This window comes from Lentzea sp. NPDC004789 (assembly GCF_053601075.1).
Map to the genome: position 1 here is coordinate 40,163 of NZ_JBSGBE010000006.1, position 25,730 is coordinate 65,892.

Sequence of the window (25,730 nt, forward strand, 5' to 3'; positions counted from 1 at the left end):
CGCACTCTGCCGCGCCCGCATGCAAAAGACGTTTGCGGACGAAGTCAAAAGACTCGTTGCAAAGGCCGACGAGCAGCACTTTTGCAATCACTCGTTTGACTTCGTCCGCAAAAGACTCATTGCAAAGAGGCCGCTGGGCAGCGCGCGGGTCAGACGGGTTTCGGCGGACTAGCCGTCGATGACGGTGGTGCTCTTGGGTGCGATGGCGCGGCGCTCGACCTCGTAGCGGTTGGCCTTCTCGGCCTTGCGCGGCGGGCGGTCGTTGGCGATCAGCACGGCCATCCACGGCAGCGGCACGGAGAGCACGATGAAGAAGAGCGCGAGCCACCAGGTGTGGGCGAACAGGGCCGCGAGGATGAGGCACGGGAAGCGCAGGCTCATCATGATCGCGTACTTGCGGCGCCGGGCGGCGTGCTGTTCCTCGTAGGACGGGGCCGCCTCGGTGATCAACACCGGGGTGTCGTTCCGATCGGGACTGCTCACGACACCACCTCCGGGTCATATGGTCCCACGTCCGAGTGACCCTCGGGACACCCGGTCGGCGGTTAACATCCGCGGGTGGTCGCCCTTGATCGCCTCGTGGACGTGCTCGGCAGTCTGGGCACGCATCTGGCGTGCGCACCGAGGGGCAGGGACGTCGAACTACGTGGGGTTGCCCTGCACGATCCAGCGGAAAACACGCCGGCCGCCGCTGGGGACGTCCTGCTCGGGCTGGGCACGCCTTCGGTGGCCGCGGCAGCGCGGCTCGTGTCCTCGACGGCCGCCTCCGCGCTCGTGCTGCACGGCAAACCACCGCTGGACGAACGCGTTGTCGCGGCAGCGAAGAAGTCCGGCGCGGCCGTGCTGCTCGTGGATCCGTCCGTGCCGTGGAGCCAGCTCGCCAACGTCACGCAGACGCTCGTCAACGGCGGCACTCGCACCGGTGACCTGTTCGGCCTGGCCGACGTGATCGCGGGCGTGGTCGGCGGGCCGGTGACGATCGAGGACCAGCAGTCCCGCGTGCTCGCGTACTCCTACCGGCAGGAGGACGTCGACCCGGTGCGGGTGCAGACGATCCTCGGCCGCCGCGTCCCGGAGGAGGCTCGGCGGGCGCTCGACGAGTTCGGCGTGTTCACCCACCTCGCGTCGTCCGACGAACCGATCTTCGTGCCGAAGCTGACCCCGCAGCTCGGCAACCGGCTCGTCGCCGCGGTCCGGGCCGGGCGGGAGCTGCTCGGGTCCGTGTGGGTCGAGGTGACCGGGCCGGTCGACGCCACCAGGTCCGCGGCGCTGGTGGACGGCGCGCGCACAGCGGCGTTGCACCTGCTTCGGTCGCGGGCGTCGACGGATCTGGAACGGCAGGCCGAGGCGGATCTCGTGATCCGGTTGCTGGAGCAGCCGGAGTCCGCCGACGTCGCCCGGCTGGGACTGCCGTCGGCCGACCTGCGGGTGATCGCCGTGCAGGCCCACGCGGGCGAGGGCGAGCACGGGGCGGCGGTGCTGGCGTTCCAACGGGCGACAGCGGGCTTCGGGTGGTCGCGACCAGGGCGCAGCGCGTTGTTCGGCAACGTTCTGTACACGGTCATCCCGGCGGCCGACGATGCCGTCGCGTGGGTGCGCGCGCTGGTTCGCGAGCTGCCCGCGGAGGCCACGGTGCTGGCGGGGATCGGCGGGCCGGCGGAGGCCGCGCAGCTGCCCACCTCGCGGCAGGAGGCCGACGAGTGCCTCGCCCTTTCGACCGGTACACCGGTGGTCTACGACGAGGCGTGGGCGCAGGTGCTGTTGCAACGGCTCGCCGCCGTGGCCGAGGCCGGACGTCTGCCGACGCGTGGACCGATATCCAATATATTGCGGTACGACGCCGAGTACGGCACGCAGTACGCGGCGACGTTGAAGGCGTGGCTCGCGGCTCAGGGCGATGTGCGGGCGGCTGCGCGCGAGCTCAACGTGCACCCGAACACGTTGCGGTACCGGATGCAGAAGATGGCGGAAGTGACGCCACTCCCCCTCGACGACCCGCAACAGCGCCTGGCGATGGCGATCGCCCTCCAGATCACGCGTTGATTTCGGCGGCGTGAAAGCATCTACCTCCGTGCACCCTGATCTTTCCGTTGACCTGTGCGCCCGTTTGCGCGAAGCGTTCGAGAACGCCGGCTACACCGCGGACGGCGTCGTCGACGCCCTCGGCCCGCAGGCCCACGCCGCGCTCGGCCGGGGCGAGCCGGAACCCGCCCGCCGCGCCAGCAGGGACGCCGGGACGCTCGGCACGCTGATCCGCCTGTTCCTGCTGGGCGACCAGGAGCCGGAGCAGGACGTCCGCAAGGCGCTCGCCGGAGTGGACCTCGACGACGCCGTCACCAACGAGATCCTGACGAAAGATCTGAAGGCCGGCCTCGACGTGCGGCCGTACGAGGACAACTGGTGGGTCATCGCCGACCTCGACTCCGACCTGCGCGGCGGAGCCGTCCCCGAGGACCACGTGCTCGGCGTCGGCCACGCGTCCATCAGCCTCGCCCGCGCCACCAAGCGCACGCCGGTCGGCACGCTGCTGGACCTCGGCACCGGCTGCGGCGTCCAGGCCCTGCACGCCGGCAAGCACGCCGAACGCATCACCGCCACCGACCTGTCCGAGCGCGCGCTGAGGCTCGCGCAGGGCACGTTCCGCATCAACGGCCTGGACGTCGAGACGCTGCAGGGCGAGTGGTTCGGGCCGGTCCGCAACCGGCGGTTCGACCAGGTCGTGTGCAATCCGCCGTTCGTCGTCGGACCGGCCCGGGTGGACTACGTGTACCGCGACGCCGGACTCGCCGGCGACGACGCGTCGGCGCTGGTGATCAGGCAGCTGCCCGCGTTCCTCAACGAAGGCGGCGTCGGCCAGCTGCTGGCGTCGTGGCTGCACCGCAAGGGCGAGGACTGGGCGGACCGCGTCTCCGGCTGGCTGCCGCGCGGCGGCGTCGACGCGTGGTTCGTGCAGCGCGACATCGCCGAGCCGGCCCTGTACGTCGGCACGTGGCTCAAGGACGCGGGCGTCGACCCGCGCAGCCCGGAGGGCCGGCAGAAGGCCGCGGCCTGGCTCGACTGGTTCGAGGAGAACCAGGTCGAGGGGGTCGGCTTCGGCTACGTGACGCTGCGGCGCACCGACGAGATGCACTCCCAGGTCGTGTGCGAAGACCTGCGCCACGCCTACGACGACCCGCTGGGCCCGGAGGCGGCGCGGTGGCTCGACAACGTCGCGTGGCTGCGCGCGAACCCGGACCTGCTGGGCCACCGGTTCCGGGTCGCCGACACCGTGCTGCTCGAAGAGGTGTCCGAGCCGAGCGAGGAGGGCTGGCGCAAGGTGGTCGCCCGGCTGCACCGCACCGACGGGCCGGGCTGGCAGCACGAGGTCGACGAGGCGACCGCCAAGCTCGTCGCCGGGTGCACGGGTGCGCTGCCGTTGGAGGACCTGCTCTCACTGCTCGAGTTCGCTTACGGAGAAATCGATGCAGAAGCGGCGTTGCCGATCGTTCGTGATCTCATCCTGCACGGAATGTTGATTCCCGCGTGAAAGCAGTTGTGGCGCGCGTCACAGAGGCGAGCGTGGAAGTCGAAGGGAAGATCGTCGGCGCGATCGACGAACCGGGATTGCTGGTGCTGCTCGGCGTCCACCACGACGACACGGCCGAGCACGCCCGCAAAATGGCGCAGAAGCTGCACGGGCTGCGCATCCTCGACGACGAGCAGTCGTGCGAGTCGACCGGTGCTCCGTTGCTGGTCGTCAGCCAGTTCACCCTCTACGGAGACACGCGCAAGGGCCGCCGTCCGTCCTGGACGGCGGCCGCCCGGCCCGAGCACGCGGAACCTTTGGTGAACGCCGTCGTTCAGGAACTCCGCCAAAAGGGCGCGCGGGTCGAAACGGGACGTTTCCGGGCCGAGATGAAGGTGCGCAGCGTGAACGACGGTCCGTTCACCGTGCTCATCGAGGTGTGACTAAACGGTTCTCAGCCAATCCTCAGATTAGTCGCGCAACCGCTGTGACAGCGGTGACGTCTTCAGGTCAGGAAGTCGGGAACGAATTCGGAATCGTGTTCGTTACCCAGGTATCAGCCAGCTAGCGATGGGATCCCGAGCGGGCCCGCCGCAACCGGTAACCAGGGCGCAGCGCCGCGCCGCCTTGACCGCCACGCGCGACTGTCCTGACCGACAGCAGCGTCGCCCGCAGCAGGGGGAGGGAGATCCATGACCGTCACGAGGATCTCCGACCGTGAAGTCGGAGAGAACACGCCCGTCGTCGTCGACCACGACCTCGACGCCCAGGGACCAGCAGCCGACCTCGTTCGAGTCTACCTGAACGGAATCGGCAAGACCGCGCTGCTCACCGCCGAGGAGGAGGTGGAGCTCGCCAAGCGGATCGAGGCCGGTGTGTTCGCGCAGCACGTCATGGAGACGGCCAAGCGCCTCACGCCCACCCGTCGCGAAGAGCTGGGGGAGCTCGTCCGCGACGGCCGCCGCGCCAAGGACCACCTGCTCAAGGCCAACCTGCGGCTCGTCGTGTCGCTGGCCAAGCGCTACACGGGCCGTGGCATGCCGCTGCTGGACCTGATCCAGGAGGGCAACCTGGGCCTCATCCGGGCGGTCGAGAAGTTCGACTACACCAAGGGCTTCAAGTTCTCGACCTACGCGACGTGGTGGATCCGCCAGGCCATCACCCGCGGCATGGCCGACCAGGGCCGCACGATCCGCCTCCCCGTCCACCTCGTCGAGCAGGTGAACAAGCTCGCGCGGATCAAGCGCGACCTGCACCAGACGCTCGGCCGCGAGGCGACGAACGAGGAGCTCGCGAAGGAGTCGGGCCTGTCCGTCGACAAGGTCGCCGACCTGCTCGACCACGCTCGGGACCCGGTATCGCTGGACATGCCGGTCGGCACGGAGGAGGACGCTCCCCTCGGCGACTTCATCGAGGACTCGGACGCGACCGACGCCGAGAGCGCCGTGATCTCCGGCCTGTTGCAGGACGACCTGCGTCGCGTGCTGGCGACCCTCGAACCGCGCGAGCAGGCCGTGATCCGGCTGCGCTACGGCCTGGAGGACGGCCAGCCGCGCACGCTCGACCAGATCGGCAAGCGGTTCGGGTTGTCGCGCGAGCGGGTGCGGCAGATCGAGCGCGAGGTCATGTCGAAGCTGCGCCAGGGTGAGCGGGCGGCGAAGCTGCGGGCGTACGCCTCGTAACTCACCCGTCCGGCAGTATTGACTTGTGACTCAACTCACGGCACGGTCGGGCGTTACCAGAGCCACGCGACGCCCCTCGTGAGTCGGGTTTCGCACACGAAGGAAGGTCGGGGCAGCCGGGGGCTGCCCCGGCCTTCCGCTGTCTGACGGGCGTGCTGACGGGCGTGCGAGCCCACGACGGGGATCACACCTCGGCCCGCGCCCGTCCGGTACGTGCCGGGTATACGGTTTCCAGATCCGAACTGCACACCGTTGGAGCTGTGTACGCCGTGCCCACCACTTTCGAGTACACCGATGTCCTGCCGCTCGCGAAGGACACCGAGACCGAGTACCGCCTCGTCACCTCGGACGGGGTGAAGCTGATCGAGGCCGGTGACCGCAAGTTCCTGCAGATCGCCCCCGAGACGCTGACGCTGCTCGCGAAGGAGGCGATCCGGGACATCCAGCACCTGCTGCGCCCGTCGCACCTGGCCCAGCTGCGCAAGATCATCGACGACCCCGAGGCGTCGGGCAACGACCGCTTCGTCGCGATGGACCTGCTGCGCAACGCGGCCATCTCGTCCGGCGGCGTGCTGCCGATGTGCCAGGACACCGGCACGGCGATCATCATGGGCAAGCGCTCGGAGACCGTGCTGACCGGTGGCGACGACGAGCAGGCTCTCGCCCGCGGCGTCTTCGAGGCCTACCAGGAGCTCAACCTCCGCTACTCGCAGATGGCGCCGGTGACGTTCTGGGACGAGAAGAACACCGGCACGAACCTGCCCGCGCAGATCGAGGTGTTCCACAAGCCCGGACAGGATCCCGTCTACGAGTTCCTGTTCATGGCCAAGGGCGGCGGCAGCGCGAACAAGACGTTCCTCTACCAGGAGACCAAGGCGCTGCTGAACCCGAAGCGCCTCGCGTCGTTCCTCGACGAGAAGCTGCGCTCGCTCGGCACCGCGGCCTGCCCGCCCTACCACCTGGCGGTCGTCGTCGGCGGCCTGTCCGCCGAGCAGAACCTCAAGGTCGCGAAGCTCGCCTCGGCCCGCTACCTCGACAACCTGCCCACCGAGGGCTCGCCGCTGGGACACGCGTTCCGCGACACCGACCTCGAGCAGCAGGTCCTGGAGCTGACCCGCAACTTCGGCATCGGCGCCCAGTTCGGCGGCAAGTACTTCTGCCACGACGTGCGCGTCATCCGCCTCCCCCGGCACGGCGCCTCGTGCCCGGTCGGCGTCGCGGTGTCGTGCTCGGCCGACCGCCAGGCCAAGGCCCGCATCACGCCCGAGGGCGTGTTCCTGGAGCAGCTGGAACGCGACCCGGCCCAGTTCCTGCCCGACGTGGAGGGCGAGGACCTGTCCGACGAGGTCGTGCGCATCGACCTCACGCGTCCGATGTCCGAGATCCGCGAGGTCCTCAGCAAGCTCCCGGTGAAGACCCGCGTCTCGCTGACCGGTCCGCTGGTCGTGGCCCGCGACATCGCGCACGCCAAGATCAAGGAACGCCTCGACGCCGGCGAGGAGATGCCGCAGTACCTCAAGGACCACCCGGTCTACTACGCCGGTCCGGCCAAGACGCCCGAGGGGTACGCCTCCGGCTCGTTCGGCCCGACCACCGCGGGCCGGATGGACTCCTACGTCGAGCAGTTCCAGGCCGCGGGCGGCTCGCTCGTGATGCTCGCCAAGGGCAACCGCTCCAAGCAGGTGACGAACGCCTGCGCGTCGCACGGCGGTTTCTACCTGGGCTCCATCGGCGGTCCCGCCGCCCGCCTGGCCCAGGACTGCATCCGCAAGGTCGAGGTGCTCGAGTACCCCGAGCTCGGCATGGAGGCGGTCTGGAAGATCGAGGTCGAGGACTTCCCCGCCTTCGTCGTCGTCGACGACAAGGGCAACGACTTCTTCGCCGAGACCTCCGCCCCCACTCTGCAGATCAGCTTCAGGCGCTAGTCACCACCGCAGCCGGGCCAGCTGATATATCGCATATCAGCTGGCCCGGCTGTCGTGCTTCTCGACCTTTGCAACAGGTCTTTTGCGGACGAAGTCCAAAGAGTCATTGCTAAGCAGCAGGTGACAACCTTGGCGTTTGACATGACATCGGCGAGCGGCTAACAGTACGCTTGTCCTGTATTCGGATGAGCGGGGGTCAGCGCGGTGATTCATCACGTGCAGGTGGCGTGTCCGGCGGGCGCGGAGGACGAGCAGCGGGCGTTCTACACAGGGGTGCTCGGGTGGGCCGAGCTGGCGAAGCCGCCATTGCTCGCCGCGCGGGGCGGGTGCTGGTTCGAGGTGCCCGGTGGTGGTGAGGTGCACGTCGGCGTCGAGGACGACTTCCGGCCCGCGCGCAAGGCGCACCCGGCGTTCGTCGTCGACGTCGAGCAGGTCGCCGCGGCGCTCGAGGCCACGGGCCATCCCGTGGTGTGGGCGGACCCGGCGGAGATCCCTGGCCGCCTCAGGTTCCACACCTTCGACGCGGTCGGCAACCGCATCGAGTTCCTCGCAGACGCCTAACGGCAGGTCGCTCGCGCAGGAGCTCAAGATTGCCGCGGTCGGCTCGGCCGGATCACACGGTGCGGAACCGAGAACGACATGCCACCGGTTGCCATCCTGGGCAGACGTTCCTCGCCGAACCGGCCGCGCTCCGTCCAGCTAGTGCCCGAGCAGCCAGTCGAGAGCGGCCTCGGCATGGTCCAGGACTGAGATGTGGCCATCTCCAGGGGTCACGCGGAGCTCGGCGCCGGGGATGAGGGAGGCGAGCCACCGGCCGTGCGAGGGCGGGTTGATGCCGTCGCGGTCGCCGTGCAGCAGGAGGGTCGGCACGGTGATGGAGGCCGGGTCGAAGCCCCACGGCCTGACGTAGGCGAGGTCGTCGTCGATCAGCGGGCCGGGACCGTTCGCGAGAGCGGGACCGACGACCTTGCCGAACCACGACCACGGGCCGTTCAACGTGGCCAGGTCGGCCTCGGAGAACTCCATGTCGTACTCGGCGCCGGACGCCTCGTACCGCTCCTTCTCCTCGCGGCCCGCCGCGGCTGCCCGCAGCGATCTCTCGGCCGCCGGGACCATGCCCGCGAACCAGTCGAGGCCGTCGGCGTCGAACGGTGCGAGAGAAGCGCCGGCGACCACGGCGGTCACGCGATCCGGCAGCAGAGCGGCGCACGCGAGGGCGTGCGGTGCGCCGCCTGAGTGGCCGAAGACCGCGAACCGCGAGATGCCGAGAGCGTCGGCGATATGCGATATATCAGTTGCCGCCGACGCCACCGGGCGATCGGGCACCGGGGTGGAGCCGCCGTAGCCGGGCCGGTCGTAGGAGATCCAGCGGACGCCAGGGCGGAACAGAGGTTCGGGCGGCAGGCCGAGGTTGGGCGTGCCGTGGTGCCAGAACACCGGTACGCCGTCGCCCGCTTCGTGCACGCGCAGCACACGGCCGTCGAACTCGAGATCCATCAGCCGGTCTCCTCACGGGACTCCAGGACCAGGCGGCGGGTGCCGAGCGGGGCGGCCAGGCGCACGGTCAGCGGCACCTGGCGGACCTCCTGCGTGCACACCGTGCCCGGCGGCTGCTTGGTGATCGTGACCAGTGTGATCTGGACGAGGTCGGCGGACTCGCCGGACACCTCGGCACGGGCCTCCTTGCAGCCGCCGCCCACGCCGAAGACCTCGACGTCGCGGCCGTCGCCGAAGACGTAGGCCTCGTCGCGGTAGGTGTCTGACAACGATGTCGTGTCGACCTTGTCCTTGGGCACCGGCGTGACGTCGGGCGGCACGACCGGCTTCTCCTCCGAGATCGAGACCGGCGGCTTCACCGGGGCGTTCGTGGAATTCGAGCCGGACGAGCCGGTGGCTCCCGGCGCGGACGTCCCCGTCGTGGGCGCGCCCCCGGAAGAGCCGGAGGAGGGCGCGCCGGACTGCGTGCCGGACGAGCACCCGGCCAGCACGCCTGCGAGAGCAACGGCAACGACGACGTGTCTCATGCGCACCATCCTTGCAAACCCGGCCAGTGGCCAGGTGAAGAAGAGATGCCCGGCCGACGGGGCAGAAGCCGACCGGGCACCGTGGGAGGGAGGTCTACTTCTGTTCCTGCCGCGAGGTCAGCACGACCGTGCGCTCACCAAGGGGCTCGGACAGCTGCACCGTCAACGGAGGGAAGCGGATGTCCATGGTGCACATCTGCTTGGTCAGCGGCGTGGTCTCGACGAGTTCGATCTTCACGGCGGACGCGGACTGCTCCAGCACGGACGCGCTGGCCTTCCCGCACCCGCCCTCCTGGGCGATGACACCAACGGTCCGGCCGTCGCCCTGGGTCCAGACCGTGTGCGGGTACTCCGGTGTCAACGCACTGGTGTCGAGCTTCGTCACCGGTTTGCCGTCCGGCGGCACCTCTCCGGGTGCGATGCCCGGCGGCACCTGTCCGGGAGAGGACTCGGAAGGGGAGGTGGCGGTCGGCAACGTCGGACCGCCACCTGCTCCAGTGCCCTGGTGTTGCGCACCGCCGCAGGCCGAGATCACCAGCAGCAGGACGCCAGTGCCAACTACGGTTCCCATGTGCCTCATGGTCAGAGGACGGAACCGCGGTCACGACGGGTTGCAGTGAGTTCCCTTCACAGTTACCGGGAAACGGCTGCGACGGCCTCCCGCAACGCCTCCAGGCGCGCAGCTGACGCCAGTCCACCGTGGTAGAGGTGGAACTCCTGCACGCCGGCGTCCAGATACGCCAGCCACTCCTTGGACAAGGCAGCACCGTCCGCGGGCTTCGGTGGCAATCCCAGCACGTATGCGGCGATCCGCGTGTCCGGAGCGACGGCGCGCAACGCCTCGATGCCCGGCACCGCGACTTCGGGACCAGGCCAGCACATCGTCGTCAGCACGTCGACGTCCACGCCCAGGCCACCGGCGACGGTCGCGAACGGCCCGGTGCCCCACGGGTCGGCGGTCGCGTGCATGCCGACCCGGACACCAGGCGCGGCAGCACGAATCTCGGACACCAGCCGCGACCGCAACGACCGCACGACACCAGTGCGTACGGCCTGGACGTCGTCCGCGAGCGCACCCAGCGCCTCCTCCACGCTGGACGCACCGCGATCAACCCCGGCTCGGACGGCATCGCGCAAGGCATCCGAGTCGGCGTGCAGGGCGGTGCACGACGAGCAGAAGCACAGCGACAACAGCTTCTGCTGCACCGGATTCCAGTCCGTGCCATCGGTCTTCTCGTGGTGCCCGCCGTGGACGAACCCGAGCGGTCCCGCGGCCTCCAGGACGATCCCGTCCGGCGCACCGAGCTCCAGCACCTCCGACACCAGCGCCGACGTGTACTCGACGACGTCGGGCTGCGCGGTGCACAACGCGTACGGGTAGCGATCCCCGAACGCGTTCACCACCGTCACGTCCGGGTGCAGGTCACCCAGCCGCGAGTTGTGCGTCAGCACCGTCCACGCGTACACGGGAAGCCCGGCCGCCCGAACCAGGGCGGCGGCCTCGCCGAAGGAGTCCGGACCGTCCACCCAGGACGGTTGCGCGGGCACGAGCCGGCCGAACCGCTCCGGCCGAACCGGCAGGTAGAAGGCCGCATGCCGCGCGTCGACCAACCGGTGCCGCGGGTGCAACGGCGTCGCGGCCCGCACGGTGTGGTACGACGCGGCAAGAGCGATCGCGTCGACCCCGAGATCCCGGTACCGCGCAACGGCTTCAGGATCCCCGATCAGGTCCCACGGATAGGCGTGGACAACCGACTTCACCACCGGGGACGCTTCCTCTCGTAACCGGGGTCGAACTTCTGCATGTAACCAGTGTCGTCACGCGAGGTGATCCCGCACCGCGTGTAGTTCTCGGCCAGGCGCGCCAACGCGTCGCGGTCCAGCGACACACCGAGCCCAGGCCCGACGGGCACCGGCACGGCACCATCCACAAAGGACAACACGCCCGGCTCGACGACCTCGTCCGCCGCGTTCCACGGGTAGTGCGTGTCGCACGCGTAGCTGAGGTTCGGTGTCGCGGCGGCCAGGTGCGTCATGGCGGCGAGGGAGATGCCCAGGTGCGAGTTCGAGTGCATCGACAGCCCGATGCCGAACGTCTGGCAGATCATGCCCAGCTGCCGCGACCGCTGCAGGCCGCCCCAGTAGTGGTGATCCGACAGCAGCACCTGCACGGCGTCCTGCGCCACCGACGGCCGCAGGTGCTCAAAGGCGACCACGCACATGTTGGTGGCCAACGGCATCGGCGCCTTCGCGGCGACCTCCGCCATCCCGGAGATCTCCGGCGTCGGATCCTCCAGGTACTCCAGCACGCCGTCCAGCTCGGCCGCGACCTTCAACGACGTCGCGGGCGACCAGGCCGCGTTCGGGTCCAGCCGCAGCGGGTGGTCCGGGAACGCCTCGCGCAACGCCCGGATCGCCTCGATCTCCTGCTCCGGCGGGAACACCCCGCCCTTGAGCTTGATCGACCCGAACCCGTACTCGCCGATCATCTTGCGCGCCTGCGCCACGATGCCGGCGGGGTCGACCGCCTCGCCCCACTCGTCCGGGTCCGCACCCGGATGCCCGTCCCACTTGTAGAACAGGTAGGCGGAGTACGGCACCGCCGGACGAACAGCGCCGCCCAGCAGGTCGTGCACCGGACGCCCGAGCGCCTTGCCCTGGATGTCCAGGCACGCGACCTCGAACGCCGAGTACACCCGGTCGACGGTGCTCTCCGCCGTGATGTTGCCGGTCAGCCCGTGCTTGTCCAGTCCGGTCGTGCCACCCAGCACAGCGGAAACCCGAGCGTGCATCTCGTTGAGGGCGAAGACGTCGAGGCCGATCAGAGAGTCCACAACGGACCGCGAGCGTTCGATGTGCCCGAGGTCGCCGTAGGTCTCCCCCAGCCCGGAGATGCCCTCGTCGGTGTGCACCTCGACGATCGTGCGCAGTGCCCACGGCTCGTGCACGCCGGCCGCGTTGAGCAGCGGCGGGTCGCGGAACGCGATCGGGGTCAGAACGATTTCGGTGATCTTCACAACCAGCGCCCCTTCAGGACAGCAGAGCCTTGCCCGCAGCGATGATCTTGTCCAGCGCGGCCAGGTGCTCGTCGGTCGGGTCGATCAACGGCGGCCGCACACCGCCGACGTCGAGACCGTTCGCGCGCACCGCGGCCTTCACGAGGGCGACGGCATAGCCGGGAACCTTGTCGCGAAGTTCGACCAGCGGCTTGTAGAACTCCAGCAGGAACCGGTTCACCAGCTCGGTGTCGCCGGCCTGCACGGCGTGGTAGAAGCCCAGCGAGATCTCCGGCGCGAAGCAGAACACCGCCGACGAGTACAGCTCGACGCCGATGCCCCGGTACGCGAGCTGCGTCATCTCCGCGGTCGGCAGTCCGTTGAAGAACTGGAACGGCTTGTCCACGCCCGCGCGGACGGAGAGCACGATCCGCTGCATCTGGTCGAGATCGCCGATGCCGTCCTTGAAGCCCACCACGTTGGGGATCCGCGCGACCTCGACGGCGGTCTCCGGCGTGAACCGGGCGTTGTTGCGCTGGTACACGATGATCGGCAGCTCGGTGACGCCCGCGACCTCGGTCACGTACCGCACGAGTCCGGCGGCCGGATTGGTCACGAGGTACGGCGGCAGCAGCAGGATGCCCTGCGCACCAGCGCGTTCGGCCGCCTGCACGAACTGCTTGGTCGCCACGACCGAACCGCCCGCACCGGCGAACACCGGCACCTTGCCCGCGGTCGCCTCGACCGCCACCGACACCGCGCGCTCGAACTCCTCCAGCCCCAGCGCGTGGAACTCGCCGGTGCCGCAGGCGACGAACACCGCGCCGGGGCCGGCGGAGACACCGTGCTTGACGTGCTCGGCCAGCACGTCGAACGCGATGTTCCCCTCGGTGTCGAACGGGGTCACCGGAAAGAACAGCACACCATCGAGTTGCATACCTACACACTCATCCCTTGATCGCTCCGGTGGTGATCCCACGCAGGAAGGACTTCTGCAGCGACAGGTACACGACCAGGCTCGGTACCAGCGCCAGCAACGCTCCGGCCAGCACGATGCCCGTCCCGACCTGGTCGTCGGACCTGAGCGCGAGAAGTGCGACCGTGAGCGTGTAATCGGAGGGGTCAGCGGCGACGATCAGGGGGAGCAGGTACTGCTCCCAAATCATGTTGAAGCCGAACACGGCGATCACGCCGAGCGCGGGCCTGCACAGGGGGAGGATGATCTGCGCGAAGAGACGCAGCTCCCCGGCACCGTCCACTTTGGCCGCCTCCTCCAGTTCGGCGGGGATCTCCCTCATGAACTCGGTCATGACGAAGATGGAGAAACCCCACGCCCCCAGGGGGAGGATGACACCGAGCAGGGTGCCCTTGAGACTCACGTGCACCAGCGGTAGGTCTCCGATCACCAGCGACAGCGGGATCGCGATGACCTCCTCCGGCAACATCATCGTGGCGAGGATGACCAACAGCGCGATGGCCTGACCGCGGAACTTCTTGCGCGCCAACGCGTACGCGGCGAAAACACTCACCGCCAACTGCAACAGCAGGGCACCGCCGGCGATGACCAACGAGTTCGCCAGGTAGTGCCAGATCTTGTTCTCCGTCGCCACCTGGAAGTTGATGAGCGACGGCTTGTCCGGGATGACCGACAGCTGGGTCGGGTCGGGGTTGTGGTCGAACGCGCCGGAGAAGATGACCAGCAGCGGACCGCAGAACAGGATCACCGCGAGGGCGCTCAGCAGGACCCGGATGCCCTTGCTGAGCCACGCGTCCGGGCGGGTGGACCAGCCGATGGCGCTGTCGAAGCGGCTCGAGTTGACGCTCATCGGGCCTCCTTCCTCCGGCGGTACACCTGCACGCTGACCGTGAGAACCAAGGTAACCAGGAACAACAGCACGGAACCAGCCGAGGCGAGGCCGGCTTCGGACTGCTCGAACGCCGTGGTGTAGACGCGGGTCATCCAGACGTCGGTCGATCCCGCGGGACCACCGCCGGTCAGCACGTAGACCTCGGTGAACACGCGCAGGCCGCGGATGGCCGCCAAGGTCAGCAGGATCGTGATGACCGGGCGCAACGCGGGCAGCGTCACGTTCCAGATCCGCTGCCGCGTCGAGGCGCCGTCGATCGCGGCGGCCTCGTACTGCTGGCGGTCGATGCCGGCGAGCCCGGCGAGGATGAGCACCATGTCGTACGGCGCGTTCTTCCAGATGCCGACGAACATGACCGACACCAGCGAGGTGTCCGGGTTGCTGATGTACTCCCACGGCCCCAGGCCGACCCAGGAGATGAGGTCGTTCAGGAACCCTTCCGGCGCAGGGTAGAAGAACAGCCGCCAGATCTCGCCGATGACCGCGGTCGCGGCGACCACCGGCAGGAACACCGCGGACCGGACGAACCACAGCGACTTGGCGTGGCCTTCCAGCAGCAGTGCCAGCAAGAAGCCGATGAGCATCGCACCGAGCGTCTGCCCACCGGCCAGGACCAGCGTGTGCCAGCTCGCCGTCAGGAACTTCTCGTCCTGCAGGATCGTGGCGTAGTTCTTGAAGCCGACGAAGATGTCGCCGAGGAAGGGCCGGACCTCGAACAGCGAGAGCCGGATCCCCTCCGCCATCGGGATGAACTTGAAGACCAGGAAGATCAGCGCGGCGGGAAGCAGGAACAACCACGGGATGAACGTGGCTCCCGTGAGGCGGCGCCGGCGGCGCCGCCTCACGGGGTGGGTTTCGACGGCACCGCCGCCACTAGCCGTCGAGCCCACGTCTCGGGTGTCGCTGTGTTGCTGAACCGCCGTCACTGCGACGCCTTCTGGTTCTCAAGCTCCTTCTTCAAGGCGTCCGCCAGGGACTTCAGCTCGGCCGAGGAGTCGGCCGGGCACTTGGCGAAGATGGAGTTCAGGGTCTCCGAGGTCTTCTGCCGGAAGGGCGTGAAGTTCGGGACGCTGGGGAACGGCCGCGCCTCGCTCTTGTACACGCCCGCCACGGTCGCCCAGCGCGGGTCGTTGTAGGTCGCGTTGACGTCGACGTTCTTGTTGACGGGCAGGCGGACCACCGGCTGCGGGTCGCCCTTCATGCCGGCCTGCTGCGCCTCGGGCGTGATCAGGTACTCGGCGAGCTTCTTCTGGTCGGCGGTCTTCGCGGAACCGGCCATCAGGTAGATGTCCTCGCCCTCGCCGAGCACGGTGGCACCGGCCGGGCCGCGCGGCGACGCGATGACCTCGTACTTGTCCTTGCCGACCGACTTGTCGAAGCGGCCGATCATGTACGGACCGGTCAGGTAGATGCCGCTCTTGCCCGACTCGAACAGCGGGTGGGCGTCGTTGGTGCTCAACGTGAGCGAGCCCGGCTGCATGACCTTGTCCTCGCAGAAGAGCTTGCGCAGCCGTTCGATCGCCTTGGTCGACTCCGGAGAGTCGATGCCGACGGAGAACTTGCCGCCGCCTTCTTCTTCGAGGATGTCGCCGCCGCCCTGCCAGATGTAGCTGGCCGCCCACCACGCGAGGTAGCCGCGGTCGACCGTGCCGGGCACGAGCATGCCGTAGGTGTCGTTCTGCCCGTTGCCGTCCGGGTCGTCACGGGTGAACGCGCGGGCCAGGTCGTCGAGCTCCTCCCACGTCGTCGGGATCGGCTTGTGCAGCTTCTCGCGCCAGTCCTTGCGGATCAGCGTGACCATCGCCTGCGTGGAGAACGGGACGCCGTAGTACTTGCCGTCCGCGCCCTTGCCGTTGTTCCAGGCCCGGTCGACGACGTCGCCGCCGCCCGCGAGGTCCTCGCGCTTGATCTCGGTCGTCCAGCCCTGCTTGACGAAGTTGCCCAGCGAGCCGGTGTCGGTGATGACGACGTCGGGGAGGTCCTTCGACGCGGCGCGCTGCTGCACCTGCTTGTCGAAGTCGTTGTAGATCGGCTTGTAGTCGACCTGCACACCGGTCTTCTCGGTGAACGTCTTGAAGATCTTCTCGTAGACCTTCGCGGTCGCCTCCGTCGAGCGGGTCCACACCTCGAGGGGCTTGTTCGGGTCCTTGTTCGACGCGGCCGGGGTCGAACTTCCACAGCCCGCGAGCAGGGCGGCCACGCTGAGCGTGGCGATCGTTGTGGCAGTTCTACGGCGCATCGTCGCAGCCCTTCGTTTTCACGTATGTGAACCGGGGTCGTACTTGTGAACCTGGTGCAGGACTGTAAGAATCAGCACAGCAACGTGTCAAGGGCAAGTTGCTTAACGGTTTCGAGGAGGCCAGGTGGCGTCGCCGATCGACAAGGGCACGGCTCGTCCGGGCGCGGTCAAGTCCGCCGACCGAACGGTGGAGCTGCTCGAAGTGCTCTCCGCGTCAGATCGCAGGCTGACGCTCACGGAGCTCCACCGCGAGCTCAGCTACCCCAAGTCGAGCCTCTACATGCTGCTGCAGACGCTGGTGGCGCGCGGCTGGGTGGAGGTCGACTCCGACCGCGGCACGTACGGCATCGGCGTGCGCGCACTGCTCGTCGGTACGTCCTATTTGGACCACGACCCGGTGGTGCGCGCGGCGATCCGCGTGATGGAGCAGGTGCGGCAGGAGATCAACGAGACCGTGCACCTCGCCCGTTTGGACGGCGCGGACGTCGTCTACCTGGCGAGCCGCGAGTCCGAGCACCACCTGCGCGTCGTCTCCCGCGTCGGCCGCCGGCTGCCCGCGCACTCGACGTCGCTGGGCAAGGCCGTGCTCTCGACGCGGACGCCGGAGGAGGTCGACCTGATCCTCCCGGACGTGCTCACGCCGCTGACCCCCAACACGGTGACCGATCGGGCCGCGTTGCACGAGCAGCTCGCCGGGTTCCGCAACGTCGGGTACGCCCACGAACGCGAGGAGAACACGCCGGGACTGGGCTGTTTCGCGGTCGCGCTGCCCTACCGGAACCCCGTTCTGGACGCCATGAGCTGCTCGGTCCCGCTGGGCAGACTGGACCCCGAGCACGAGCGGCAGGTCGTCGCCGCCCTGCTCGACGCCGCCCGGACCATCACCGAGCTTCTCCGCCAGTTCGGTAGGTGAAAAGGTTTACTGAAACATCTGCACACGACGGAGGGGTCCATCCCGTGACCGCACGCATCCTGATCACCGGCGCCGGTGGCGGGGTGGGAACGCTCATGCGTTCTCGCCTCGCGGCGGACGGCCGCGTCCTGCGGCTGCTGGACATCGCGGAGCTACCCGCGGCCGCCGACGGCGAGAACGTCGAGCTCGTCCAGGCGTCGGTGACCGACATGGCCGCGATGGAGGCGGCGATGAAGGACGTCGACGCCGTGATCCACCTCGGCGGCCACAGCCTCGAGGAGGCGTGGGACAAGATCCTGTCCGTCAACATCGACGGCACCCACACCGTGCTCGAAGCCGCGCGGCGGTCCGGGGTCGGCCGGGTGGTCCTGGCCAGCTCCAACCACGCCGTCGGATACGTCGAGCGGGCCAGCGGAGAGGCCGGTGACTACCTCTTCCCGCGCCCGGACACCTACTACGGCGTGTCCAAGGTGGCGCTGGAGGCGTTGGGGTCGCTGTACGCCGACCGCTACGGCATGGACGTGATCGCGATCCGCATCGGCTCGTGCTTCGAGAAGCCGCGTGACGTGCGGATGCTGTCGACGTGGATGTCGCCGGACGACGGCGCGCGCCTGTTCGAGGCGTGCCTGTCCGTGCCGTCCCCGGGATTCCGGATCGTGTGGGGCGTTTCGGACAACAAGCGCGGCTGGTTCTCGCTGGACGAGGCCCGCGCGCTGGGTTACGAGCCGCAGGACGACTCCGAGGTGTACGCCGCCGAAGTCCTGGAGAGGCACGGCGGCGAGCTCGATCCCTCGTCTTACGCGGCGAAGTACGTGGGCGGGGCCTGGTGCGGCCCCGATTTCGACACGGCAGTCAAGGAGGCAGGGCGTTGAGCCACGTCGTGCAGGGATACAACCCGCGCACCGGTGAGCCGTTCGGCGAACCGGTTGCGAAGACCCCCGACAGCGAGGTGGACCGGATCGCCTCGGCCGCGGCCACCGCGTTCTCGGCGTGGTCGGTCGTTGCGGCGGCCGACCGCGCCGTGGTGCTGGAGAAGGTCGCGGACGCGCTGGACGCCGAGTCGGAGCTGCTGGTCGCGACGGCCGACGGCGAGACGGCGCTGGGCGTGCCGCGGTTGACGACGGAGCTGAAGCGCACGACGAACCAGCTGCGGTTGTTCGCGGAGGTGCTGCGCGAGGGCAGCTACGTCGAGGCCACTTTGGACTCGGCGAACCCGGACATCATCCCGCCGCGGCCGGTGCTGCGGCGCGTTCTCCGCCCACTGGGGACGGTCGCGGTGTTCTCCGCGTCGAACTTCCCGTTCGCGTTCTCGGTGGCCGGCGGTGACACCGCCTCCGCGCTGGCGTCCGGTTGTTCCGTTGTGGTGAAGGCACATTCGGCGCACCCGTCGACCTCGCGCGAGACCGCGCGGGTGGTGATCGACGCTCTTCGTGACGCCGGTGCGCCGGAAGGCGTGTTCGGCATCGTGTACGGCACCGAGGCCGGTGTCGCACTGGTGCAGCACCCCGTCGTCCGCGCGGTCGGGTTCACCGGGTCGACCGGTGGCGGGCGGGCGCTGTTCGACCTGGCGCAGGGCCGGCCGGACCCGATCCCGTTCTATGGCGAGCTGGGCAGCGTGAACCCGACGGTGATCCTGCCGGGTGCGGCCGAGCGCGACGACATCGCCGCCGGGTTCGCCCAGTCGCTCACGATGGGGGTCGGGCAGTTCTGCACGAATCCCGGCCTGGTGTTCGCGCCTTCGTCGCTCGTGCCGGCGCTCGGTGAGGCGGTCGCGGCGACCGCCGGCGGCGCGATGCTGAACGAGCGGATGTGCGAGTCCTACACGGCTTCGACGGACGCGCTGGCCGCGTCGGACCTCGTGTCGGTCGTGTCCACGGGCACGCGCCCGGACGAGGCGTGGGCGGTGTCGCCGCGCCTGTTCAGCGTTCCGGTGGCGGTGTTCGAGGACAACCTCGAGAAGCTGACCGAGGAGCACTTCGGGCCGGCGGCGCTGGTCGTGACCTATTCCTCGCCGGCCGAGCTGCACTCGGTGCTGGCGAAGCTGCCGGGCACGCTGACCGGCACGGTGCACGCGGCCGAGTCGGACCACGCGGAGGCCGGTGAGATCGCCGAGATCCTGCGGCGCGTCGCGGGCCGGTTGATCTTCAACGCCTGGCCGACCGGTGTCGCGGTGGCGTGGGGGCAGCACCACGGCGGGCCGTGGCCGTCGACGACGAACCCGCTGCACACGTCGGTGGGTGCGACGTCGATCCGCCGGTGGATCGCGCCGGTGACCTACCAGTCGTGGCCGGACGAGTTGCTGCCGCCGGAGCTGCAGGACGCGAACCCGCTGGGCATTCCGCGCCGGGTGGACGGTGTGCTGGGCGTGCACTGAGCTCGTGGACGAGCGGGGCCGCCGACGCCGGACGTCGGCGGCCCTTTTGCATCTCGGCTTGGAGTGGGCAGTTCACACCAATCCGGTGAGGCGACCGCCGGATTCGTGTCGACGACATGTCACCGGGGCAACATCAGTTCGATGTTTAAACGAATTCGACAGCTCCATTCGGGACTCTCCGGGGCAAGATGGTCTTCGCACGGCGACGTCCAGGGGAGCGGGACATGACCGACCTGCGTTTCGCATGGCTTGAGATCACCGGAAAATGTCAGCTGAGCTGCACGCACTGCTACGCGGACTCCGGTCCGCACGGCACAGAGGGCGCGATGACGACACGGGATTGGTTCCGGGTCGTCGACCACACAGCCGAACTCGGCGCTCAGTCGGTTCAGTTCATCGGCGGGGAACCGACATTGCACCCCGATTTGCCCTCGTTGGTGGACCATGCACTCGACGCGGGGCTCACCGTCGAAGTCTTCAGCAATCTCGTGCACGTCGGCCCTCGCCTCTGGGACACCTTCTCCCGTCCCGGTGTGCGCCTGGCGACGAGCTACTACTCCGACACGGCGGCCGAGCACGAGGCCGTCACCGGCCGGCGCGGCAGCCACGCCCGCACCAGGGCCAACATCGCCGAGGCCCTGAGCCGCGACATCCCGTTGCGCGCCGGTGTCATCGATGTCAGCTCGTCAGGCCAAATCGGCCGGCAGCGCACGCACGCCGCCCAGGCCGATCTCGCGTCGCTCGGCGTCACCGCCGTCGGTGCCGACCGCCTGCGCGGAGTCGGACGTGGCGCAAACGCTTCCCCCGGCAGGGACCAGCTGTGCGGCCGTTGCGGTCACGGCGCCGTGGCCATCTCCCCCACCGGTGAAGTGTGGCCCTGCGTGTTCGCGCGCTGGATCCCGCTCGGCAATGTATTGGACATGGATCTATCGACGATCCTGTCCACGGCGGCCGTCCCGTCGCCCGCGATCGCCGGCCCTTCCTGCTGGCCGCAGGGCGGCGGCTCCTGCGCGCCGAACGATCCCCCTCGTCCCTAGCCGATCCTGTCCGCGATGGCCTTCGCGCACTCGATCGCCTCGGTGCGCGTCGTGTCGACCTCGATGTCGTAGGTCATCCCGCGATGCACCAGCTCGGCCTGCACCTCGGCCATCCCGGCGACCCTGTCGCCGCGGGCGAGCTCCCGGCCCGCGGCGACGGCGGCGTCACACCGCACCCCGACCCACACCACGTCGAGCCCCTGCAGCACCTTCTCCCACCGTTGCCGCGACTCGGTCCCGCCGAGGAACACGTCGTCCACGATCACCCGCGCTCCCGCGCGAACCATCGCGGCGACGCCCTCCATCCACGCGTCCTCCAGCGTCCGGAACTCCGCCCCGACGGTGACCTCACCGTCGTCGGCGAAACCGATCCCGTCCGCCCCGAGCCGCAACCGCGGCGGCATCACGTCGATCAACGTGTCGACCCCGATCGCCAGCCACGCCTCGGGCAGCACGGCCTGCAGACACCGCGCGATCCCCGACTTGCCGGAGCTGGATCCTCCGTTGAGCACGATCACCTGAGCACTTGATCCCACTCGCCGACCGTACCCAGTGCCAGTTCTTTGCAATGGGTCTTTTGACGACGAAGTCAAAAGACCCATTGCTAGGGTGCAGGTCAGACGGTGTATCGAGCGCGATATATCAGTTCAGCGGCGCGCGGCGCCGGTTCGGCGCTCCTCCGCGAGCTCGCGGAGGTACCCGAGGAAGTCGACCTCCAGCGTGTGCCGCTTCGACTTCACGTACTTGCTGCGCAGCGACTCGCGGTAGGCGGTGATCTCCGCCTTCATCTCCGGCAGCGGGGGCAGCGCCGCTCGGCCCGACACCAGATCCGCGATCCACTCGGACTGGGCCTCGGCCAGCGGCATGATCGCCCCGAGCGGCTGGATGAGCCCGAGGAAGTACAGGCCGGGGTGAGCCGGGTCCACGACCCGCCGGTACAGCGACACCTCGTTGTCCGCGGACGACACGGCCGGGAACTCGGCGGCGTCCAGGAACGGGAAGTCGACCTTGTAGCCGGTGCAGTAGACGATGACGTCGACGTCCTCGCGGCTGCCGTCGGCGAAGACGACCCCGGAGCCGTCCAGCCGGGCGATGTTCGGCTTGACGGTGATGTCCCCGTGCCCGAGCCGGGTCAGCAGGTCGTCGGACACGGTCGGGTGCGCGGCGAGGATCCCGTGCGAGGGCTCCGGCAGCCCGTAGTCCGAGAGCTTGCCCCGAGCGAGCCTCAGCATCGCCCGAACGGACAGGGCCTGCAGCCAGGCGGGCGCGAACCGGGCGAGCGGCGAGGTCGTCAGGTGGTCCGTCGGCATCCCGAACAGGTACTTCGGCATGATGTGCGCACCGCGCCGCATCGCCAGAAAGGTCCGCGAAGCGACCCTGGACGCCTCGACCGCGATGTCGCACGCGGAATTCCCTATGCCGAGAACCAGCACTTTCTTGTCCGCGAAACGTTCCGGCGTCTTGTAGAAGTGCGCGTGCAGCTCTTCACCGTCGAAGGAACCGGGAAACGCGGGCTCCGGCAGACGCGGCGACCAGTGGTGCCCGTTCGCGACGATGACCGAGCGGTACGGCGTGGAAACTTCCGAACCGGTATCGCGATCGCGCGTCGTGACCGAATAGCCACCGGAACCGACGGAAACCGAAACGACCTCGGTCCGGAACCGGATGCGGTCGCGGAACCCGTGGTGCTTCACGAAGTCGTCGAAGTACTCGGCGATCTGGAAGTGCGAGGGGTAGACCGGCAGATGCGCGGGCATCGGAAAGGACTTGAACTCCATCATCTGCCGCGAGGTGTTGATGTGCAGCGACCGGTAGGCCGACGACATGCCGTTGTCGTTGAGGTAGCGCCAGTTGCCGCCGATCTCGGACCCGGTCTCGTAGCAGTCGTAGTCGATACCGCGGGCGCTGAGCACCTGACATGCGGCGATGCCGGAAGAGCCTGCCCCGATGACGCACACGCGGTCCATGACCCTGAAGTATTTTCACGTTCAAAGCGGCTGTCAATCACCTGATTCAGGACCACTCAGTGGAACGGGGTGTGGTTCGTGCACCCAGGACCAATACGTTGTCGCACATGCGAAAGCTTCTGGTGGCAGTCACGTCGGTACTGGCGATCGCGGTCTCCACGGGCACGGCGGCGGGCGCGCCGCTGCCGTGCCCGGAGATCTTCGCGACGAACAACACCGCGATCATCACCGATCCGGACGACCCGCGCCTGCAGGACAGGCTGGTCAGGTTCGACCGGGAGGTCCGCGGCATCGTGCACGCCAACGGCGGTCTCACCACCCGTTCCACGCTGCTCGACGGCGTGTTCTGGTCGAGCAGCCTGAACCGGACGACGTTCGAGCGTTCCCGCAGGTTCGACGTCACGCTCGACGAGGAGAGCCTGCGCCACACGGCCTCGACGATCGCCAAGCAGTTCCGGCAGGAGTCGGTGCTGACGTTCCGCTTCCTGCCCGCGAGCTCGCCGAAGGTCGACGCCGTCCAGGTCGAGGTCGACGGCATCACCGCCCAGCAGGTCCGCGACGGGCTCCTCAAGGACGCCGTCGCGCGCGAGAAGCTCGGCGGCGGCAGCGTCACGTTGCAGAACAAGGCGATCCTCATCGCGGACGTCAACGACCTGCCGACGGTGCGCGCGTTCGTGACGAACATCGGCGGCGACATGAGCAAGGCCAAGGTGCGCAAAGGTGCGTGGGAGTTCGTGAGCGCGAGCGAGACCTCCCGCGAAACTCCTTTGTGGATCAGGCAAAGCGCCGCCTAACCTCGTGGCATGGCAGCAACCGTCGTCCGCGGCCAGAACGTGGACATCCGCATGTGGACTCGACCGGACGAGGTCGAGGAGTTCGCCATGCGACAGCTCCAGAACATCTCCGCGCTGCCGTGGGCCGTCAAGCACATCGCCGTGATGCCGGACGTGCATTACGGGAAGGGCGCCACGGTGGGTTCGGTGATCGCGTTGCGCGACGCCGTCTCCCCCGCGGCGGTCGGCGTGGACATCGGCTGCGGCATGGCCGCCGTGCGCACCTCGCTCACGGCCGGCGACCTGCCGGCGACACTGCGCGGACTCCGGTCGCGCATGGAGGCCGTGGTCCCCGTCGGTTTCGCCCAGCACAAGGCCACCGCGTTCACCGAGCGCGACGCGTCCGACTGGGCGCCGTTCTGGCGGAGGTTCGACGACCTGACGCCTGCCGTGAAGGCGCGTGCCGACAAGGCGATGCACCAGATGGGCACGCTCGGCGGCGGCAACCACTTCCTCGAGGTCTGCCTGGACACCGACCAGAACGTGTGGGTGATGCTGCACTCCGGGTCGCGTGGCATCGGCAACGAGCTGGCGCAGCACCACATCTCGGTGGCGCGCACGCTCGCGCACAACGCCGAGCTGCCGGACCCGGACCTCGCCGTGTTCCTCGCGGGCACGCCCGAGATGGCGGCGTACCGGCACGACCTGTACTGGGCCCAGGACTACGCGCGCCGCAACCGCGCGGTCATGCTGCGCCTGGTCTGCGACGTGCTGCGCGCCGAGTTCCCGCACGTGCGGTTCGAGGAGCCGATCTCCTGCCACCACAACTACGTGGCGGAGGAGACGCACTTCGGCGAGGACGTGCTGGTCACCCGCAAGGGCGCGATCCGGGCCGGACGCGGCGAGCTGGGCATCATCCCCGGTTCGATGGGCACCGGCTCGTACATCGTGCGCGGCCTCGGGAACCCGGACTCGTTCGAGTCGGCGTCGCACGGCGCCGGCCGGAGGATGTCGCGCAACAAGGCCCGCAAGACGTTCACGGAGCAGGATCTCGCCGCCCAGACAAGTGGGGTCGAGTGCCGCAAGGACGCCGGTGTGGTCGACGAGATCCCAGGCGCCTACAAGGACATCGACACCGTGATGGCGAACCAGTCCGACCTCGTCGAGATCGTCGCCAAGCTCAAGCAGGTGGTTTGTATCAAGGGTTGATGTTTCCCTTGCGCAGCATGCGGGAAAGCCTCCAGGACAGCAGAGTTCCAAAGCCTGTCTTGGAGGTTTTTCCATGTCAACGGGCGCCATCATCGGCCTGGTGGTCGCGGTTCTCGTGGTGCTGGCGGTCCTCGTCTTCGTGCTGAGGCCCGCCTTGCAGCGCAAGAAGCTGCGCGACCGCTTCGGCCCCGAGTACGACCGCGCGGTCTCCGACAGCGACAGCAGAACCGCCGCGGAGAAGGAGCTCGCCGAGCGGGAACACCGCCACAGCGAGTTCGACCTGAAGCCGCTTTCCCCTTCGGCACAAGAAAGTTACCGCCGCCACTGGGCGGAGGTGCAGGCGAAGTTCGTGGACTCGCCGGACAGCGCGATCGCGGACGCCGACCGGCTGGTCACCGACCTGATGGCCGAGCGCGGCTATCCCACCGAGGGTTACGAGGCACAGCTGAGCGTGCTGTCCGTCGAGCACGCACGCACTCTTGAGCACTACCGCAAGGCCCACGACATCTCCGAACGCCAGGAGATCGGCGAGGCCAGCACCGAGGACCTGCGCACCGCGATGGTGCACTACCGCGAGTTGTTCACCGATCTGCTCGAACGTGGCGCGGCTCCGCGCAAGGACCGCGAGGCCGTGAGGAAGGAGAAGACGGATGTCTGAGGCACCTGTCAGGAAGGCGCCGGTGACCCACGACCCCGCGTCCGCTCCCCCTCAGCAGGCCGCTCACTCCCAGCAGCAGCAACAGCAGCAGCCTGTGACGCCGCAGCAGCGGCCGGACTCGTCCCAGGAGCGCACGGACGTGCAGCATCAGCGCACGGACATGCCGCAGCAGCGTCCGGACTCGCGCGAGGAGCGCACGGACGCGCGAACGGACGTGCCCCAGCAACGACCTGACGCGCCGCAGCACTCGGCGGCCCCGCAGCGGGCGGCCGGTCGGCTGGAGGACGAGTGGCAGGCCGTGCAGTACGAGTTCGTCGACGACCCGAAGGCGGCCGTGCGCAAGGCCGACGAGCTCGTCAAGCGGGCGATCGACGAGCTCACCACCCGGCACCGTTCCCTCTCCCAGCAGCTCGAGGGAAACGGTGATCCGCAGACGGAAGACCTGCGACTGACTCTTCACCGCTATCGGGAACTGTTCAAGTCGCTCGTCGCCGTCAAATAGACGCAGTGCTCGACAGTGGCCCCGGCGCCGTGACCGTGACAGGTGACGGCGCCGGCAG

General features: G+C 68.8%; 26 protein-coding genes. 14 read left to right on the forward strand and 12 right to left on the reverse strand.

Annotated elements, in window-relative coordinates; all coding sequences use genetic code 11:
- Positions 1-168: 168 nt before the first annotated feature.
- Entirely contained in the window at positions 169-483 is a 315-nt protein-coding gene (locus ACWEIJ_RS15360) for a DUF3099 domain-containing protein (RefSeq protein WP_204765383.1), read from the reverse strand.
- A 75-nt stretch (positions 484-558) separates the two neighbouring features.
- On the opposite strand from ACWEIJ_RS15360, the gene ACWEIJ_RS15365 reads away from it, so the two are divergent.
- The 6 genes from ACWEIJ_RS15365 (at position 559) to ACWEIJ_RS15390 (ending at position 7,673) form a co-directional block, all read left to right on the forward strand.
- Positions 559-2,043, forward strand: coding sequence for a PucR family transcriptional regulator (locus tag ACWEIJ_RS15365; RefSeq protein ID WP_449837810.1), 1,485 nt, complete (start codon positions 559-561; stop codon positions 2,041-2,043).
- Positions 2,044-2,071: 28 nt separating this feature from the next.
- Positions 2,072-3,526, forward strand: coding sequence for a DUF7782 domain-containing protein (locus ACWEIJ_RS15370; RefSeq protein ID WP_449837811.1), 1,455 nt, complete (start codon positions 2,072-2,074; stop codon positions 3,524-3,526).
- The gene (gene dtd, locus ACWEIJ_RS15375; protein WP_449837812.1) at positions 3,523-3,948 is read left to right on the forward strand and encodes a D-aminoacyl-tRNA deacylase; all 426 of its coding nucleotides are present in this window, start codon (positions 3,523-3,525) and stop codon (positions 3,946-3,948) included. The genes ACWEIJ_RS15370 and dtd overlap by 4 nt, the downstream gene beginning before the upstream one ends.
- Positions 3,949-4,197: 249 nt before the next feature.
- Positions 4,198-5,187, forward strand: a complete 990-nt coding sequence (locus tag ACWEIJ_RS15380; RefSeq protein ID WP_449837813.1) for a sigma-70 family RNA polymerase sigma factor — start codon at positions 4,198-4,200, stop codon at positions 5,185-5,187.
- Between the two features lie 260 nt (positions 5,188-5,447).
- Complete coding sequence (locus ACWEIJ_RS15385; RefSeq protein ID WP_449837814.1) at positions 5,448-7,112, forward strand: fumarate hydratase; 1,665 nt, start codon at positions 5,448-5,450, stop codon at positions 7,110-7,112.
- 204 nt (positions 7,113-7,316) lie between these two features.
- Positions 7,317-7,673: a glyoxalase gene (locus ACWEIJ_RS15390; protein ID WP_449837815.1), complete on the forward strand. Its 357-nt coding sequence runs from the start codon at positions 7,317-7,319 to the stop codon at positions 7,671-7,673.
- A 138-nt stretch (positions 7,674-7,811) separates the two neighbouring features.
- Here ACWEIJ_RS15390 and ACWEIJ_RS15395 read toward each other — a convergent pair whose 3' ends face one another.
- The 9 genes from ACWEIJ_RS15395 to ACWEIJ_RS15435 form a co-directional block, all read right to left on the reverse strand.
- Complete coding sequence (locus tag ACWEIJ_RS15395) at positions 7,812-8,609, reverse strand: alpha/beta fold hydrolase (protein ID WP_449837816.1); 798 nt, start codon at positions 8,607-8,609, stop codon at positions 7,812-7,814.
- A complete protein-coding gene (locus ACWEIJ_RS15400) occupies positions 8,609-9,136 on the reverse strand; it encodes a hypothetical protein (RefSeq protein WP_449837817.1) in 528 nt (175 codons plus the stop codon). The genes ACWEIJ_RS15395 and ACWEIJ_RS15400 overlap by 1 nt, the downstream gene beginning before the upstream one ends.
- A 94-nt stretch (positions 9,137-9,230) precedes the next feature.
- On the reverse strand, positions 9,231-9,707 hold the full coding sequence (locus ACWEIJ_RS15405) for a hypothetical protein (RefSeq protein ID WP_449837818.1): 477 nt from the start codon (positions 9,705-9,707) through the stop codon (positions 9,231-9,233).
- Positions 9,708-9,769: 62 nt separating this feature from the next.
- On the reverse strand, positions 9,770-10,897 hold the full coding sequence (locus ACWEIJ_RS15410; protein ID WP_449837819.1) for a hypothetical protein: 1,128 nt from the start codon (positions 10,895-10,897) through the stop codon (positions 9,770-9,772).
- On the reverse strand, positions 10,894-12,153 hold the full coding sequence (locus ACWEIJ_RS15415) for a glucarate dehydratase family protein (RefSeq protein ID WP_449837820.1): 1,260 nt from the start codon (positions 12,151-12,153) through the stop codon (positions 10,894-10,896). Before ACWEIJ_RS15415 ends, ACWEIJ_RS15410 begins: the two co-directional genes overlap by 4 nt.
- Before the next feature lie 13 nt (positions 12,154-12,166).
- Positions 12,167-13,069, reverse strand: a complete 903-nt coding sequence (locus ACWEIJ_RS15420) for a 5-dehydro-4-deoxyglucarate dehydratase (RefSeq protein WP_449837821.1) — start codon at positions 13,067-13,069, stop codon at positions 12,167-12,169.
- A gap of 10 nt (positions 13,070-13,079) precedes the next feature.
- Positions 13,080-13,958, reverse strand: a complete 879-nt coding sequence (locus ACWEIJ_RS15425; protein WP_449837822.1) for a carbohydrate ABC transporter permease — start codon at positions 13,956-13,958, stop codon at positions 13,080-13,082.
- Complete coding sequence (locus ACWEIJ_RS15430; RefSeq protein WP_449837823.1) at positions 13,955-14,845, reverse strand: carbohydrate ABC transporter permease; 891 nt, start codon at positions 14,843-14,845, stop codon at positions 13,955-13,957. The genes ACWEIJ_RS15425 and ACWEIJ_RS15430 overlap by 4 nt, the downstream gene beginning before the upstream one ends.
- A gap of 77 nt (positions 14,846-14,922) precedes the next feature.
- Positions 14,923-16,239 (reverse strand): ABC transporter substrate-binding protein, encoded by a 1,317-nt coding sequence (locus ACWEIJ_RS15435; RefSeq protein ID WP_449837824.1) that lies wholly within the window; start codon positions 16,237-16,239, stop codon positions 14,923-14,925.
- 124 nt (positions 16,240-16,363) lie between these two features.
- Between ACWEIJ_RS15435 and ACWEIJ_RS15440 the strand changes: the two genes are divergently transcribed.
- The 4 genes from ACWEIJ_RS15440 (at position 16,364) to ACWEIJ_RS15455 (ending at position 20,563) form a co-directional block, all read left to right on the forward strand.
- Positions 16,364-17,152, forward strand: coding sequence for an IclR family transcriptional regulator (locus ACWEIJ_RS15440; RefSeq protein WP_236703245.1), 789 nt, complete (start codon positions 16,364-16,366; stop codon positions 17,150-17,152).
- A 44-nt stretch (positions 17,153-17,196) separates the two neighbouring features.
- Positions 17,197-18,024 carry an NAD-dependent epimerase/dehydratase family protein gene (locus ACWEIJ_RS15445; protein ID WP_449837825.1) on the forward strand — a complete coding sequence of 276 codons (828 nt, stop codon included), beginning with the start codon at positions 17,197-17,199 and terminating at the stop codon, positions 18,022-18,024.
- Entirely contained in the window at positions 18,021-19,526 is a 1,506-nt protein-coding gene (locus ACWEIJ_RS15450; protein WP_449837826.1) for an aldehyde dehydrogenase (NADP(+)), read from the forward strand. Before ACWEIJ_RS15445 ends, ACWEIJ_RS15450 begins: the two co-directional genes overlap by 4 nt.
- Before the next feature lie 224 nt (positions 19,527-19,750).
- The gene (locus ACWEIJ_RS15455; protein WP_449837827.1) at positions 19,751-20,563 is read left to right on the forward strand and encodes a radical SAM/SPASM domain-containing protein; all 813 of its coding nucleotides are present in this window, start codon (positions 19,751-19,753) and stop codon (positions 20,561-20,563) included.
- On the opposite strand, the gene cpt is transcribed toward ACWEIJ_RS15455, so the two are convergent.
- Together cpt and ACWEIJ_RS15465 are read right to left on the reverse strand one after the other, a co-directional pair.
- Complete coding sequence (cpt, locus tag ACWEIJ_RS15460) at positions 20,560-21,099, reverse strand: chloramphenicol phosphotransferase CPT (RefSeq protein WP_449837828.1); 540 nt, start codon at positions 21,097-21,099, stop codon at positions 20,560-20,562. The two genes, ACWEIJ_RS15455 and cpt, sit on opposite strands and share 4 nt — an antisense overlap.
- A 111-nt stretch (positions 21,100-21,210) precedes the next feature.
- Positions 21,211-22,530 (reverse strand): NAD(P)-binding domain-containing protein, encoded by a 1,320-nt coding sequence (locus tag ACWEIJ_RS15465; RefSeq protein WP_449837829.1) that lies wholly within the window; start codon positions 22,528-22,530, stop codon positions 21,211-21,213.
- A gap of 107 nt (positions 22,531-22,637) precedes the next feature.
- Between ACWEIJ_RS15465 and ACWEIJ_RS15470 the strand changes: the two genes are divergently transcribed.
- The 4 genes from ACWEIJ_RS15470 to ACWEIJ_RS15485 all read left to right on the forward strand — a co-directional run bounded on the left by ACWEIJ_RS15470 (position 22,638) and on the right by ACWEIJ_RS15485 (position 25,672).
- Complete coding sequence (locus tag ACWEIJ_RS15470; protein ID WP_449837830.1) at positions 22,638-23,324, forward strand: hypothetical protein; 687 nt, start codon at positions 22,638-22,640, stop codon at positions 23,322-23,324.
- A gap of 9 nt (positions 23,325-23,333) precedes the next feature.
- Positions 23,334-24,512 (forward strand): RtcB family protein, encoded by a 1,179-nt coding sequence (locus ACWEIJ_RS15475; protein WP_449837831.1) that lies wholly within the window; start codon positions 23,334-23,336, stop codon positions 24,510-24,512.
- Positions 24,513-24,585: 73 nt separating this feature from the next.
- On the forward strand, positions 24,586-25,170 hold the full coding sequence (locus ACWEIJ_RS15480) for a hypothetical protein (protein WP_449837832.1): 585 nt from the start codon (positions 24,586-24,588) through the stop codon (positions 25,168-25,170).
- Positions 25,163-25,672, forward strand: a complete 510-nt coding sequence (locus ACWEIJ_RS15485; RefSeq protein WP_449837833.1) for a hypothetical protein — start codon at positions 25,163-25,165, stop codon at positions 25,670-25,672. The genes ACWEIJ_RS15480 and ACWEIJ_RS15485 overlap by 8 nt, the downstream gene beginning before the upstream one ends.
- The last annotated feature ends 58 nt before the right edge of the window (positions 25,673-25,730 follow it).

Coding starts and splice junctions, on each gene's coding strand:
- ACWEIJ_RS15480 (WP_449837832.1), top strand. CDS start 24,586: ATGTCAACGGGCGCCATCATCGGCCTGGTGGTCGCGGTTCTCGTGGTG.
- ACWEIJ_RS15380 (WP_449837813.1), top strand. CDS start 4,198: ATGACCGTCACGAGGATCTCCGACCGTGAAGTCGGAGAGAACACGCCC.
- ACWEIJ_RS15485 (WP_449837833.1), top strand. CDS start 25,163: ATGTCTGAGGCACCTGTCAGGAAGGCGCCGGTGACCCACGACCCCGCG.
- ACWEIJ_RS15395 (WP_449837816.1), bottom strand. CDS start 8,609: ATGGATCTCGAGTTCGACGGCCGTGTGCTGCGCGTGCACGAAGCGGGC.
- ACWEIJ_RS15465 (WP_449837829.1), bottom strand. CDS start 22,530: ATGGACCGCGTGTGCGTCATCGGGGCAGGCTCTTCCGGCATCGCCGCA.
- ACWEIJ_RS15400 (WP_449837817.1), bottom strand. CDS start 9,136: ATGAGACACGTCGTCGTTGCCGTTGCTCTCGCAGGCGTGCTGGCCGGG.
- ACWEIJ_RS15405 (WP_449837818.1), bottom strand. CDS start 9,707: ATGGGAACCGTAGTTGGCACTGGCGTCCTGCTGCTGGTGATCTCGGCC.
- ACWEIJ_RS15425 (WP_449837822.1), bottom strand. CDS start 13,958: ATGAGCGTCAACTCGAGCCGCTTCGACAGCGCCATCGGCTGGTCCACC.
- ACWEIJ_RS15435 (WP_449837824.1), bottom strand. CDS start 16,239: ATGCGCCGTAGAACTGCCACAACGATCGCCACGCTCAGCGTGGCCGCC.
- ACWEIJ_RS15470 (WP_449837830.1), top strand. CDS start 22,638: ATGCGAAAGCTTCTGGTGGCAGTCACGTCGGTACTGGCGATCGCGGTC.
- ACWEIJ_RS15455 (WP_449837827.1), top strand. CDS start 19,751: ATGACCGACCTGCGTTTCGCATGGCTTGAGATCACCGGAAAATGTCAG.
- ACWEIJ_RS15420 (WP_449837821.1), bottom strand. CDS start 13,069: ATGCAACTCGATGGTGTGCTGTTCTTTCCGGTGACCCCGTTCGACACC.
- ACWEIJ_RS15475 (WP_449837831.1), top strand. CDS start 23,334: ATGGCAGCAACCGTCGTCCGCGGCCAGAACGTGGACATCCGCATGTGG.